The organism is Duganella flavida (genome assembly GCF_009857445.1).
Taxonomy (GTDB): domain Bacteria; phylum Pseudomonadota; class Gammaproteobacteria; order Burkholderiales; family Burkholderiaceae_D; genus Rugamonas; species Rugamonas flavida.
The window spans coordinates 328,521-342,279 of the sequence record NZ_WWCN01000001.1; the positions used below are offsets into that span (position 1 = coordinate 328,521).

Consider the following 13,759-nt stretch of genomic DNA (forward strand, 5'->3'; position numbering starts at 1 on the left):
GCGACGGCCTGCGGACTGACTTAGAACTTGTAGCGCAGGCCCAGCATGTAACGCGGACCAGCTTGCGTCACATTCAGGGTGGCCGCCTCGGTACGGCCGTGCTGGCGCGTAGTGCGGTCGGTGAGGTTGATGGCCTCACCCTGGAAGCTCAGGTTCTTGTTGAAGTTGTAGCCGACGCTAAGGTCGACCTGGCCATAAGCGTCAGTGTACACCGGCGCTGCGCGGCCATTACCGTCCACCGTCGCGGCCAGGAAGGAGTCGCGCCAGTTGTAGGCCACCCGCACCGACCAGTCTTTGTTTTCAAAGATACCGACCAGATTGGCGGAATTGCTCAGCCCCAGAATCGCGAACTGGTCGTTGACGTCGGCGTTGTTGTACTTCAGCGGCGAGTGCACGTAAGTGTAGTTCGCCTGTACGCCGAAGCCGCTCTGGCCAAACATATGCTGCACGTTGACCTCGGCACCGCTGACGTTGGCCGATTTCTGGTTGGCGTAGGTGGTGGTGTTGAACATCAGGATAGGGTCGCTCGACAGGCCGGTGATGGTACCGTCCAGCATGCCGTCGGCTTTCACGCCGGTTTTCTTGACGCCCGGCTGGCCGTCGAAGTTACCCAGGATGTAGTTACGGATGCAGTTGGTATCCGCTGCGGTACAGCCGTTCGCCAGCGCCGCCTTGTAGTAGGCGCCGCCCACCGGCGTATGCAGGTTGTACAGCGACTGCGACACCAGCGTCTGGCCCGCATAGTTATCCATCTGCTTGCGGAACAGGGCCAGCGACAGCAAGCTCTGCTTGTCGTAATACCATTCCCACGCCAGATCCAGGTTTTTCGACTTGACCGGTTTCAGCGCCGGGTTGCCGACCGAGGCGCTACCGCCGGTAAACACGTTGGCGATGGTGCCCAGCGTCAGGCCGCCCTGCAGCTGGTCATAGCGGGCGCGGCCGATGGTGACGCCGGCGCTGGCGCGCAGCTTCATGTCGCTGCGGATATCGGCATCCAGATTCAGGGCCGGCAGCACATTGGTGTAGGACGCATCGGTGTTGCTGAAGGCCTGGCCGCCAAAGGTGATCGGCAGCTCATTTTGCGCCACCCACACCACGGCCGTACCTGGCAGCACTTGCGCGGTCGAGGAGACCTTGGTGCGCTCAAAGCGCAGGCCCACCGACGAGTGGAATGGAATCGCGGTATCCCAGTCGGTATTGAACGAGGCGTAGGCCGAGGTGGTTTTTTCGTCCAGCAGGCGGTCGGTGTCCGGCTTGGTCATGTTCGGCAGGTAAGCGGCCTGATTGCCAACCGCATTGGCGGTCACCTGGCGCACTTGCGCGAAGTCGAAGCTGTACAGGGTGGCAAACAGGTTAGGCGAATTGGAGCCGCCCAGCTTGTTGAAGAACGACGACATCGGGTTGGCCGTCCACAGGGTGGATGGATAGTCCGAGGCCTTGGTGGCGCCGCCCCAGGTGTTGTTCTGCACGTTGGCGTAGGTCGAACGGTTGCTGGTGTCGGTGTAGCTGACGCCGAAGTTCAGGTCGGACGCTTCCATCAGCTTCAGGTTGGCCTTGGCCTGGGCCTGCTTGACCACCGATTTCTCGTAGCTGTTGTGGAACCACGAACCGGCGGCCTGGATCGGCGCTGCCGCCAGGTTGGCAGCAGGCATACTCAGCACCGGCAGTTCGGTGGTGAAGTCGATCTTGGTGGTGCCACGGCTGAAGCTGGCGTTGGACAGGGAATTCTCGGAACCGAACGGGCTGTCGGCGCCCGACTCGGCGGTCGAATGGTGGGCGTCAAACTCCACTTTCAGGTCGGCGCTGGCTTTCCACACCGCGTTGAAGCCCAGCGACTGGTTCTTGGTCTTGGTGGCGAAATCGCCGCCCACCACCGAGATATCCTGCGGCGTCGGGTAGACTTCCTGATAGGTCAGCGGGCTCACCACGTGGCCGCTCGGCCAGGTGCTGGTGGAGGTCGGGGTCTGCGCGAACCAGACGCTCAACTCGGTACGCTTGGTCTGGATCTTTTGTTCCGAATAGGTGTAGTCAACCGTGGTGGTCAGTTCCTTGACCGGGCGGAACTGCAAAGTCAGCTGGCCGTTGGTGCGCTGACGCTGGATGGCGGAGCTGTTGTAGCCGAAGTTTTGCGGGATCGAGTACAGCGCGTCCTGGGCCGGACGGTTGGTGATGTTTTGCGAGCCCGGCTTGCCTGGCTGCGGCAGAGTCTGGCCGTCAATCACGGCCGAACCCAGGTAAGGACCCTGGTAGCCGTTGAACAGGCCGGCGCGGTTGACGCCGGAATCGCGCGACTGGTAGCTGGCGCTCAGCGACACGCCAAAACGGCCGTCGGCGCTGGTGTCCGAGTAAATGCCCGAGACTTCCGGCGTGACGCTCTTGCCCTTGTACAGGTCAGGCACGTGGTCGTTGGAAGTGTCCTTGAGCGCTTTGACGCCGACGCTGGCATGCAAGCCTGGGTTGTCGAACGGACGCGCGCTCACCACGTTGATGGTGGCGCCGATGCCGCCGCTTGGGCTGTCGGCACGGCCGGTCTTGTAGACCTGCAGCTGCGAAATCGATTCCGAGGCCAGGTTGGAGAAGTCGAACGAACGGCCGGACAGGTCGCTCAGGTCGGTGGTTGGCATCTGGCGCCCATTCAGCAGCACCAGATTGAAGTCCGGGCCCAGGCCGCGCACGGTGACTTTCTGGCCCTCGCCGTTGCTGCGGTCGATCGAGACACCGGAAATCCGTTGCAGCGATTCGGCCAGGTTGGTATCCGGGAATTTACCCATGTCTTCAGCCACGATGCCGTCGACGATACCATCGGAATTGCGCTTCAGGTTCAGGGTCGACTGCATACTGGCGCGGATACCGGTCACCACCACGGACGGCGTAGTGGCGGTGGTGTCTTGCGCCTGGGCGACGCTGAATGCCGCACACGCACCAGCCACGGCCAAACTCATCAGGCGGCGCTGTCGTGGCGCGGTTGAAAACGTTTTCATAGAAGTACGCACTTCATCTCCTTATTTTATGATTATTCCGGCGCTGCTTTGCCGGGACTAATTGCTACTCAAACTGACTGCTGGGTAGTTCGGTACGGGTGCCGCAGAACACGGACGGCGGTGTGATGCCCGCCTGGTGGAAGCTGTCCGATGTGCTCTTATGATTTATTAGACAAGCTGAGGATATGAGAAACGTCTTTATTCGTCAATTGGTCGAACAAATTGGACAGCGAATAAATGTAAATCGTTGTAAAGGTGCACCAAGATGGTTCGGCCTATCCCTGCCGGTAGATTAATAGTTGTTGTGACAAGCTTGGTGTATGATCCGCTGACGCACCACTTTGGAAACACGACCATGATCGTCGCTGGCGACCAGCAGTTACTCAAGCAAATCAATCGCATGGCACTGGTGCGCCAGTTGTGCAGCGAGCCAGGCTTGTCGCGCGCGGCGCTGGCCGAGACCGTGGGATTGACCAAGTCCACCGTCAGCCTGCTGGTGCGCGAGCTGCTGGACGAAGGCTGGCTGACCGAAACCGAGCTGCGCGCCACTGGTGCGCTGGGCCGGCGCGCCACCCCGCTGCAGCTTGATGGTGAACGGCTGGCCCTGCTGGGCGCCGACATGGGCATCGGCATGGCGCGCATCGTCGCCACCAACCTGCTGGGCGAAGTGCTGGCCGAGCAGGAACTGCCCTATCTCGATCCGGCCGACAGCGCCGGTTGCATCGCGCTGGCAGCGCAAGGCCTGGCCGAGCTGGCCACCTGCAGCGTGCTGGATGGCCGTACCGTGCTGGGCGTGGGCATCGGTTTGCATGGCGTCGTCGACGACGCCACTGGTGTGCTGCACTACGCGCCCCACCTGGGTTGGCGCAATGTCGATGTAGCGGCCCAGCTGCGCGCCCACTTTGCCGGCGGCGCGCTGGCCGAGCTGCCGCTGTTCATCCAGAATGAAGCGAATGTGGCAGCGCTGGCCGAGCTGGAATTTTCCGGCCAGATCGGCACCGACCCGCTGATTTACCTGAGTATCGGCTACGGCGTGGGCGCCGGCATCATCGTCAACGGCCGCCTGCTGACCGGCTTGTACGGCTTTGCGGGCGAGGTCGGCCACACCATCCTGCAGCAAGGCGGACCGCCCTGCTCGTGCGGACGGCGCGGCTGCGCCGACGCGCTGATCGGCCTGCAAGCATTGCTCGACGAAGTCTATGGCAAGCTGCAGCCATCGACGCCGGAGCAGCTGGAGCAATTGTTCACCGAAGCCGAAACGGGCGACGCCAACGCCGCGCAGGCGGTGGCTGCGGCCGGCCGCAATCTCGGCGTGCTGTTGAATAATCTGTGGGTGGCGTTCGACCCGATGTGCATTGTCATCGGCGGCGCGGCCTTGCGGCTGGGCGAGCGCTTCATCGGCCCGGGACGCGGCGTGCTGGACGACTGCGCCAGCGCCACCGGTCTGCCGGCGCCCACCATCCGCACCCCGCATTTCGGCAATAATGCGATTGCCATCGGCGGCGCTGCCATGGCGCGCCACTACCTGATGCGCCCCTTCACCGAACAAGGCCCGGCACGCCACAGCACCCGCAAAATGGGCGAGCCGGCGCCGGCACTGGCGGCCGCTGTGCTGGCCTGGAACTGATCAAAACAAAAGGGCCGGACGTTTGCACGTCCGGCCCTTTCCTCAGTCGGCAGTAGCGCTACACAGCGCTGCCCACTTAAAAACGATTACTGCAGTTTGATTTCGACATCAACGCCAGCTGGCAGGTCCAGCTTCATCAGTGCGTCAACGGTTTTGTCGGTTGGGTCGACGATGTCCATCAGGCGCTGGTGGGTACGGATCTCGAACTGGTCGCGCGAGGTTTTGTTCACGTGCGGCGAACGCAGAACGTCGAAACGCTGGATGCGGGTTGGCAGTGGAACTGGGCCTTTGACAACGGCGCCGGTGCGCTTAGCGGTGTCAACGATTTCCAGTGCGGACTGGTCGATCAGCTTGTAGTCGAAAGCCTTCAGGCGGATACGGATTTTTTGATTGGTAACGGTCATGATAATTCCCTCAAAGAGCGAACTGGCAACTTTGTAGCGCCAGCAATTTTAAAAAGAACGAGTTTGGAACACAAGGGCGAGATGGTATCACACCATCCCGCCCCTGTTTCAATCACGCTTAAAAATTAAGCGATGATTTTAGCCACAACGCCGGCGCCGACGGTACGGCCACCTTCGCGGATAGCGAAGCGCAGACCTTCTTCCATCGCGATCGGGTTGATCAGCTTAACGGTGATCGACACGTTGTCGCCTGGCATAACCATTTCTTTGTCCGCTGGCAGTTCGATCGAACCGGTCACGTCAGTCGTACGGAAGTAGAACTGTGGACGATAGTTGTTGAAGAACGGAGTGTGACGACCGCCTTCGTCTTTCGACAGAACGTAGATCTCGCCGGTGAAGTGGTTGTGCGGCTTGATCGAGCCTGGTTTTGCCAGAACTTGACCACGTTGCACGTCTTCACGCTTGGTGCCGCGCAGCAGCAGACCAACGTTGTCGCCTGCTTGACCTTGGTCCAGCAGTTTGCGGAACATTTCCACGCCGGTGCAGGTGGTTTTGACGGTGTCGATGATGCCGACGATTTCGATCTCTTCGCCAACTTTCACGATACCGCGCTCAACACGACCGGTCACCACGGTGCCGCGACCCGAGATCGAGAACACGTCTTCTACTGGCATCAGGAAGGCGCCGTCCACTGCGCGCTCTGGCGTAGGGATGTACGAATCCAGTGCATCGGCCAGCGCCATGATGGCTTGCTCGCCCAGAGGACCGGTGTCGCCGTCCAGTGCTTTACGTGCCGAACCTTTGATGATAGGCAGGTCGTCGCCTGGGAACTCGTATTTCGAAAGCAACTCACGCACTTCCATTTCAACCAGTTCCAGCAGCTCTTCGTCATCCACCAGATCGCACTTGTTCAGGAACACGACGATGTATGGAACGCCAACTTGACGAGCCAGCAGGATGTGTTCGCGGGTCTGTGGCATTGGGCCGTCAGCTGCGGAGCACACCAGGATCGCGCCGTCCATCTGCGCTGCACCGGTAATCATGTTTTTGATGTAGTCGGCGTGGCCTGGGCAGTCTACGTGAGCGTAGTGACGTGCGGCGGTTTCGTACTCAACGTGAGCGGTGTTGATGGTAATGCCGCGTGCTTTTTCTTCTGGTGCTGCATCGATCTGGTCGTAAGCTTTAGCTTCGCCGCCGAATTTCTTCGACAGAACGGTAGCGATTGCTGCGGTCAGAGTGGTTTTGCCGTGGTCGACGTGACCGATGGTGCCTACGTTGACGTGCGGTTTAGTCCGCTCGAACTTTTCTTTTGCCATTTTGATTCATCCTCAAAGTTTTAAATGTGCAGCCGGATGATCTATCCGGCTGCAAAAATTACAGAATTACTTAGCTTTCGCGGTAACGATAGCGTCGATAACGTGCTTAGGCGCCTCGGAGTAGTGCTTGAACTCCATGGTGTAGGTTGCACGACCTTGCGTTGCGGAACGCAGGGTGGTCGAGTAACCAAACATTTCCGACAGTGGCACTTCGGCTTTGATAATCTTGCCGCCGCCGCCTGGGATTTCGTCCATGCCCTGCACCATACCGCGGCGGGACGACAGATCGCCCATCACGGTACCAGCGTAGTCTTCCGGCGTTTCGACTTCAACAGCCATCATTGGTTCCAGGATGACTGGGTTAGCGCGACGGCAAGCTTCTTTGAATGCCATCGAACCGGCCATGCGGAACGCATTTTCGTTCGAGTCAACATCGTGGTACGAACCGAAGGTCAGGGTGACTTTAACGTCAACCACTGGGTAGCCAGCCAGAACACCGGTGTTCAGGGTTTCGCGCACGCCTTTTTCAACTGCAGGGATGAATTCACGTGGAATCACACCGCCTTTAATTGCGTCGACGAACTCGAAGCCTTTACCTTGTTCCTGTGGTTCCAGGGTCACAACGGCGTGACCATACTGACCACGACCACCGGACTGCTTAACGAACTTGCCTTCAACATCGGAGACCGATTTGCGCACGGTTTCGCGGTAGGCAACCTGTGGTTTACCCACGGTGGCTTCCACGCCGAATTCGCGCTTCATACGGTCAACGATAATTTCCAGGTGCAGCTCGCCCATACCACCGATGATGGTCTGACCCGACTCTTCGTCGGTTTTCACGCGGAACGAAGGATCTTCCTGCGCCAGACGGTTCAGTGCCAGACCCATTTTTTCCTGGTCAGCCTTGGTTTTTGGTTCTACCGCCTGTTGAATCACTGGCTCAGGGAACACCATGCGTTCCAGAACGATGATCGACGCTGGATCGCACAGGGTTTCGCCGGTGGTCACGTCTTTCAGACCAACCGCAGCGGCGATGTCGCCGGCGCGCACTTCTTTGATCTCTTCGCGCTGGTTAGCGTGCATCTGCAGAATACGGCCCAGACGCTCTTTACGACCTTTCACCGAGTTGTACACGGTGTCGCCCGAATTGATGGCACCCGAGTACACGCGGAAGAAGGCCAGCTGACCTACGAACGGGTCGGTCATGATCTTGAATGCCAGTGCCGAGAATTTCTCGTCGTCCGACGCCTTGCGGGTGGTCGGGGCTTCGTCTTCATCGGTGCCTTTAACGTCAGCGATGTCGATCGGCGATGGCAGGTACTCGATGACCGCGTCCAGCATGGCCTGTACGCCTTTGTTTTTGAAGGCGGTACCGCACAGCATAGGAACGATTTCCGAAGCGATGGTGCGATCACGCAGCGCTTTTTTGATCTCGGCTTCGGTCAGGTCGCCTTCTTCCAGGTACTTGTTCATCAGGTCTTCGTTCGCTTCAGCAGCGGCTTCAACCATCTTCTCGCGCCACTCAGCAGCCGAATCAGCCAGCTCAGCAGGGATATCGACGTAGTCGAATTTCATGCCTTGCGATGCGTCATCCCACAGGATCGCTTTCATCTTGACCAGATCGATCACGCCTTTGAAGTTGTCTTCGGCGCCGATTGGGATCTGGATCAGGACTGGGTTAGCCTTCAGGCGTGCGCGCATTTGCTCGTACACTTTGAAGAAGTTGGCACCGGTACGGTCCATCTTGTTGACGAAGGCCAGACGTGGCACTTTGTACTTGTTAGCCTGACGCCATACGGTTTCCGACTGTGGCTGTACACCGCCCACTGCGCAGTAAACCATGCAAGCACCGTCCAACACGCGCATCGAACGTTCAACTTCAATGGTGAAGTCAACGTGGCCTGGGGTGTCGATGATGTTGATGTGGTGTTCTGGGAAGTTGTTCGCCATGCCTTTCCAGAAGCAAGTGGTCGCAGCCGAGGTAATGGTAATACCGCGTTCCTGCTCTTGCTCCATCCAGTCCATGGTGGCGGCGCCATCGTGAACTTCACCGATTTTGTGGTTCACGCCCGTGTAGAACAGAACGCGTTCGGTGGTGGTGGTCTTACCTGCATCGATGTGAGCGGAAATACCGATATTGCGGTAGCGCTCGATGGGGGTCTTGCGGGCCATAATTATTCCTAAATCTTTTAATGGACAAAACCGAGCGCCATTTTTTGGGAAAAAAATGAGCCCGGCCTCGAACAACAGATAACAACCAGCGCGCGCACGCGCTGGCCGATTTGATTAGAAGCGGAAGTGCGAGAACGCTTTGTTCGCTTCAGCCATGCGGTGAACTTCGTCACGCTTCTTCATCGCACCGCCACGGCCTTCAGCGGCTTCCAGCAGTTCGCCGGCCAGACGTTGTGGCATCGATTTTTCGCTGCGCTTGTTAGCAGCTTCACGCAGCCAACGCATGGACAGAGCCATACGACGCACTGGGCGAACTTCCACTGGCACTTGGTAGTTAGCACCACCAACGCGGCGGGATTTAACCTCAACCAGCGGCTTGGCGTTGTTGATCGCGGTAGCGAACACTTCCAGCGGATCTTTACCCGATTTTTGGGTGATGTGCTCGAAAGCACCGTAGATGATGTTTTCTGCGACCGATTTTTTACCGGACAACATCAGAACGTTTACGAATTTGGCGACATCAGTGTTGCCGAATTTTGGATCCGGCAGGATTTCGCGCTTGGGTACTTCACGACGACGTGGCATGTCATTTCCTTTATCTTCAGTTGAGCGCCTGAGGCACTCGCGGCGGCCATCATAGCCATCCACTTACTCGGTCTCGCGACCGGTTCAACTCAATTAATGTAGATTACTTCTTCGCTTTAGCGCGTTTAGCACCGTATTTCGAGCGAGCTTGTTTACGGTCTTTAACGCCCTGGGTATCCAGTGCACCGCGAACCATGTGGTAACGCACACCTGGCAAGTCTTTTACACGACCGCCGCGCAGCAGAACAACGCTGTGTTCCTGCAGATTGTGGCCTTCACCGCCGATGTACGAGATTACCTCGAAACCGTTGGTCAGACGCACTTTGGCAACTTTACGCAGTGCCGAGTTAGGCTTCTTAGGAGTGGTGGTGTACACACGGGTGCACACGCCACGTTTTTGCGGGCTGTTTTCCAGCGCCGGCGATTTGCTTTTCACGACCAGTTTGGTACGTGGTTGGCGAATCAGTTGATTGATGGTTGGCATCGTTCTAAACCCAACTAAATAACAACATTAACAACCCGGCAAAGTGCCGGGGACATAAAACCTTCTCTCGATCTATTGGGCCGTCGGAGGCGCAAACAGCCGCTCTCATGGAGCAGCCAGATTCAACGTATACGATGTGCAGAATAAATTGAGAACTCGCGAGTATAGACGTGAAGTGAGGGTCAGTCAACCAATTTCACGGCGCTATGCGGCTTGCAAGGGGGAAGCAAAGACTAGCCCGAAGGTCAAGAAACACTTGATAATAGCAAATACTTCAACCGCCCGTCTCTCCGCATGCGATCCCTGTTGCGCCCCGCCCCGCTATTTGTTTTGATCAGTTACCTGCTGCTGTCGCTGGTACCCTGCGTGCCGCTGTTGCTGGGCAAGCAGGTGCCGGAATTGACCCATGTGCTGGTGGTGGAACTGCTGGCCTGGCTGGTGGTGTGGGGCGTGATCGGAAGGCCGGCGTGGTTCCACTGGCTGCTGATTCCGGCCTTCCTGGCGCTGCCGACCGAGCTTTATTTATTCATTTACTACGGCCAGGGCATCTCGACTCACCACCTCGGCATCATCGCCGAGACCAGCCCGAAAGAGGCGCTGGAATTCCTCGGCCGCAAAGTGTGGCTGATGGGCGCCGTGCTGCTGGGCGTGATCGTCTGGTGGATCGCGGTGCAGCTTGCCGCCCGCCGCAGTCCAACGCTGGCGTGGCGCGGCAAAACGCGCTGGATCACGCTTGCTATATTAGTAGCGCTGGCCGCGCTGTGGACCTATGGCTGGGAATTCGGCGTCAGCGCCAAGCCGGCCGCGCCGCCGGTGCATGCCAGCGCCAAGCCAGCGCCTGGGCTGGCTGCATCGTTCAGCGCCGGTGGTTCGGCGATCGGCTCTGCGTTCAGTTCGGCGCTGCGGCTGGTTGGCGTCGGCTCGGCCGAGAGTGCCGCTGCCAGCGAAGAGGAAGCGTCGGAGGAAGAAGATGCGGTAGAGGACAGGGATCCCGAGCACGCAGCCATCGCCGGCGCCGGCCGCAGCGGCTGGCATTGGCCAGCGCTGCCTTGGCGCATGCGTTCGCCGCTGGGCTTTAGCGACTTCGCCGCCTCGTGGCCGTTTGGCCTGAGCGCGCGCGGCCTCGATTTCTACAAGGAGCGCGAATACCTGGCCGATTTGGGCCAGCGCAGCAGCAGTTTCACCTTCGGCGCGCATCAGCCGGCAAGAAACGACACGCCGGAAATCGTCATCATGGTGATCGGCGAATCGTCGCGCTACGACCGCTGGGGCGTCAATGGCTACACGCGCGACACCACGCCGCTGCTCAAGCAGGAAGCCAACCTGATAACGCTGCCCGATGTGATTACCTCGGTTTCGGCCACGCGCCTGTCGGTGCCGGTGATCATCTCGCGCAAGCCATCCATGCAAAGCCTGAAGGACGGCTTCTACGAAAAATCCTTCATCACCGCGTACAAGGAAGCTGGCTTCAAGACCTTCTGGCTGTCAAACCAGATCTCGTTCGGCCAGTTCGACACCCCGGTGTCGGTGTTTGCCAAAGAAGCCAACGTGATCCAGTTCATGAACCTGGGCGGCTTCACCAACAACTCCAACTTCGACCAGATTTTGCTGGAGCCGCTGCAGCACGCGATTGCCGACCCGGCGCCGAAAAAGCTGATCGTGCTGCACACGCTGGGCAACCACTGGAACTATAGCCAGCGCTATCCGAAGGAATTCGACAAATGGCAGCCGTCGCTGTTCGGCATCGATAAGCCGGTCTACACCGATCTGAAAATCAAACCGCAGCTGAACAACAGCTACGACAATTCGATCCTGTACACCGACTGGTTCCTGTCGCAGGTGATCGGCCAGTTGAAGGACACGCAGCAGCTGACCTCCATGGTCTACGTGGCCGACCACGGCCAGACTTTGTACGACGGCACCTGCAACCTCGCCTTCCACGGCCACAACACGCAATTTGAATTCCACGTGCCAGCCATGGTCTGGTATTCGGACGAATACAAGGAACGCTATCCGGAAAAAGTGAAGCAGCTGCAGCGTCACCGCAAGGCGCGGCTGGCCACCGAGAATATATTCCACACCCTGCTCGATCTGGGCGACATCCAGTACGACGATGAAAAGCTGGAGTGGAGCTTCCTCAGCAAGCAGTTCAAGCAGCACAAGCGCTACGTCGACAGCTATGGCTGGTCCAACTACGACAACGCCAATTTCAAAGGCGACTGCCGTGAAGTGATGGACAAAGGCAAACCACTCAAGCAGGAAAAGTAATGGGCATCCGCATCGGGACACCACCGCGTAAAAGCTAGCTTAGCAAGTTGCGTAGCGCGCCATCCAGCTTCGGATAGGCGAACGTGAATCCACGGCTCAGTAGCTTGGCGGGCGCCACCCGTTGCCCCTCTAGCAGCAGATCCGCTTGCTCCCCCAGCACCAGCCGCATAGGCCAGCCCGGCGTCGGCATACCGAAAGGGCGGCGCAACACCGATGCCGCCACCCGGCTGAACTCCGCCTGCGAGAGCGTTTCCGGCGCAGTGAAGTTATAGTTGCCATCGCCCTGGGTTCGGCACAAATGAGCAATGCCGCCAATCAGGTCATCGACATGCATCCACGACAGCCATTGCTTACCTCCGCCCAGCGGGCCGCCAAGACCCAGCTTAATCGGCAACAGCATCATCGGCAGCGCCCCCTGAGTGCCGAGCACCAGCCCAAAACGCATGCAGGCAACGCGGACGCCATGCGCCTCGGCAGCGTACGCGGCCTCCTCCCATTCGCGGCAAAGATCGGACATGAACATCGCTTGCGGACCAGCTTGTTCGCTCAATTCCGTGTCGTCGCCGCGCTGCTGTATGCCGTAGTAGCCGATTGCTGACGCCGACAACAGCATGGCCGGCTTATGCTCCGCAGCCGCGATCCAATCCACCAGCTTGCTGGTTAATCCTATGCGGCTTTGTCGTAACACCGCACGCCGCGCGGCACTCCAGCGCCAGCCCAAGATACGTGCACCGGCCAGATTGATCACTACATCAAACCGGCGCGATGACGGCAACAGCGCCATGCTGGCAACGCACTCGACACGGCCATCAAACAGCCACGCCGCCTGCTTCACCTGCCGGGTCAGTACCGTAACGCGCTGCCCATCGCGCAGCAAAGCACGTATCAGCCGTTGTCCGATAAAGCCGGTGCCGCCCGTGATGAGGAAGCTGCGTTCCGTGTCGGCAAAGCGCACCGGCGCGCCGGCTGCGTCACGCTCCTGCATACGACCGATGGCGCGCGCAGCCCAGGCATCGCGCAAGCCCGACAGGCCGACGCCAACACCGGCCAGGGCGAGGAAGACACTCAAGCCGCCATGAGGCTGCCACACAAGGGCGGTCGGCAAGGCGAACAACTCGGGCGTGCCGATCGCTAGCAGTGCAATGAAGGCGCCGCCGTTCATAGCCAACACGGTGTGGGTAACGCGTTCCGTGGCGGGCAATAAGCGGGTGCGGTCTTCTACGACAAAATCCCACAAGGTCAGGACAATTTCTATCGTAAAGATCAGCAGCAATGCCAGCGCCCACCAGCCCTGAAAAGACCACGCCGACAGGCCGATAAACAAAGCGCTGTAAATCAGCGCCCGCAACGCATGAATGGACAGTTCGCGTCGCGCCGTGGATCGTCCCGGCAGCGCCTCGGTCAATTCATGGTGATACAGCGTATCGAAAGCGCCGAGGCAGCCCTGCAAGGCCATCAGCTGTAAAGCCAGTAAGTGGGTATTCACGATGTAACCTTTTTAATCTCCCAATCCAGCTTGCATAGCCACAATAATGGCGGCAGCATGGTAGCCAAGGCGGCCAGGTCGATCCATAGATTGATCCAGCAATGCGCACGGGCAGAAATTAGCATGTCCTGCGGGGCCCATACGATCAGGCCGAGAATGAGCATCAGCCAAGCGAAGGCGTTTCTCTGTTTGTCGCCAATCACGGCCAGGCCCGCCATCCAGATCGCTGCCGCTTGTACGGTCGGGCCAAACAGCGATATCCACCAGCTATGCAGCGCCCGGCCGGCCTGTGGCACCTCGCCGCCAAAGAAGAAGCCTTCAATGCTGCGCCGGTAAGCATCCGTGATCGCCATATCCGCGCACAGCGGCAGCAGCACTCCCACCATCAGGTGCCCCGCGACCACGCCGTATATCCAACGCACCAGCATTGTTCTCG

At 59.1% G+C, this 13,759-nt stretch carries 10 protein-coding genes; 2 read left to right on the plus strand and 8 right to left on the minus strand.

Annotated elements, in window-relative coordinates:
• Positions 1–20: 20 nt before the first annotated feature.
• Entirely contained in the window at positions 21–2,981 is a 2,961-nt protein-coding gene (locus tag GTP46_RS01465; protein WP_161004850.1) for a TonB-dependent receptor, read from the minus strand.
• 355 nt (positions 2,982–3,336) lie between these two features.
• Between GTP46_RS01465 and GTP46_RS01470 the strand changes: the two genes are divergently transcribed.
• Positions 3,337–4,608, plus strand: coding sequence for an ROK family transcriptional regulator (locus GTP46_RS01470; RefSeq protein WP_161004851.1), 1,272 nt, complete (start codon positions 3,337–3,339; stop codon positions 4,606–4,608).
• 86 nt (positions 4,609–4,694) lie between these two features.
• Here GTP46_RS01470 and rpsJ read toward each other — a convergent pair whose 3' ends face one another.
• The 5 genes from rpsJ to rpsL form a co-directional block, all read right to left on the minus strand.
• Positions 4,695–5,012, minus strand: coding sequence for a 30S ribosomal protein S10 (gene rpsJ / locus GTP46_RS01475; protein WP_072786805.1), 318 nt, complete (start codon positions 5,010–5,012; stop codon positions 4,695–4,697).
• Positions 5,013–5,137: 125 nt separating this feature from the next.
• Positions 5,138–6,328: an elongation factor Tu gene (tuf, locus tag GTP46_RS01480; RefSeq protein ID WP_161004852.1), complete on the minus strand. Its 1,191-nt coding sequence runs from the start codon at positions 6,326–6,328 to the stop codon at positions 5,138–5,140.
• Between the two features lie 66 nt (positions 6,329–6,394).
• Positions 6,395–8,500 carry an elongation factor G gene (fusA, locus tag GTP46_RS01485; RefSeq protein ID WP_161004853.1) on the minus strand — a complete coding sequence of 702 codons (2,106 nt, stop codon included), beginning with the start codon at positions 8,498–8,500 and terminating at the stop codon, positions 6,395–6,397.
• 114 nt (positions 8,501–8,614) lie between these two features.
• Complete coding sequence (gene rpsG / locus GTP46_RS01490) at positions 8,615–9,085, minus strand: 30S ribosomal protein S7 (RefSeq protein WP_161005000.1); 471 nt, start codon at positions 9,083–9,085, stop codon at positions 8,615–8,617.
• Positions 9,086–9,188: 103 nt separating this feature from the next.
• Positions 9,189–9,569 carry a 30S ribosomal protein S12 gene (gene rpsL / locus GTP46_RS01495; protein WP_072789456.1) on the minus strand — a complete coding sequence of 127 codons (381 nt, stop codon included), beginning with the start codon at positions 9,567–9,569 and terminating at the stop codon, positions 9,189–9,191.
• Positions 9,570–9,899: 330 nt separating this feature from the next.
• On the opposite strand from rpsL, the gene GTP46_RS01500 reads away from it, so the two are divergent.
• Entirely contained in the window at positions 9,900–11,837 is a 1,938-nt protein-coding gene (locus GTP46_RS01500; protein ID WP_503826654.1) for a phosphoethanolamine transferase, read from the plus strand.
• 34 nt (positions 11,838–11,871) lie between these two features.
• On the opposite strand, the gene GTP46_RS01505 is transcribed toward GTP46_RS01500, so the two are convergent.
• The gene (locus GTP46_RS01505; RefSeq protein ID WP_371869517.1) at positions 11,872–13,323 is read right to left on the minus strand and encodes a TIGR01777 family oxidoreductase; all 1,452 of its coding nucleotides are present in this window, start codon (positions 13,321–13,323) and stop codon (positions 11,872–11,874) included.
• Positions 13,320–13,751, minus strand: a complete 432-nt coding sequence (locus GTP46_RS01510; protein WP_229258750.1) for a cell division protein — start codon at positions 13,749–13,751, stop codon at positions 13,320–13,322. The genes GTP46_RS01505 and GTP46_RS01510 overlap by 4 nt, the downstream gene beginning before the upstream one ends.
• Positions 13,752–13,759: the final 8 nt, after the last annotated feature.

What these genes read in the sequence shown, in the direction of transcription:
- rpsG (WP_161005000.1), bottom strand. Translation starts at nt 9,085, where the DNA reads ATGCCACGTCGTCGTGAAGTACCCAAGCGCGAAATCCTGCCGGATCCA.
- rpsJ (WP_072786805.1), bottom strand. Translation starts at nt 5,012, where the DNA reads ATGACCGTTACCAATCAAAAAATCCGTATCCGCCTGAAGGCTTTCGAC.
- rpsL (WP_072789456.1), bottom strand. Translation starts at nt 9,569, where the DNA reads ATGCCAACCATCAATCAACTGATTCGCCAACCACGTACCAAACTGGTC.
- GTP46_RS01470 (WP_161004851.1), top strand. Translation starts at nt 3,337, where the DNA reads ATGATCGTCGCTGGCGACCAGCAGTTACTCAAGCAAATCAATCGCATG.
- GTP46_RS01510 (WP_229258750.1), bottom strand. Translation starts at nt 13,751, where the DNA reads ATGCTGGTGCGTTGGATATACGGCGTGGTCGCGGGGCACCTGATGGTG.
- tuf (WP_161004852.1), bottom strand. Translation starts at nt 6,328, where the DNA reads ATGGCAAAAGAAAAGTTCGAGCGGACTAAACCGCACGTCAACGTAGGC.
- fusA (WP_161004853.1), bottom strand. Translation starts at nt 8,500, where the DNA reads ATGGCCCGCAAGACCCCCATCGAGCGCTACCGCAATATCGGTATTTCC.
- GTP46_RS01465 (WP_161004850.1), bottom strand. Translation starts at nt 2,981, where the DNA reads ATGAAAACGTTTTCAACCGCGCCACGACAGCGCCGCCTGATGAGTTTG.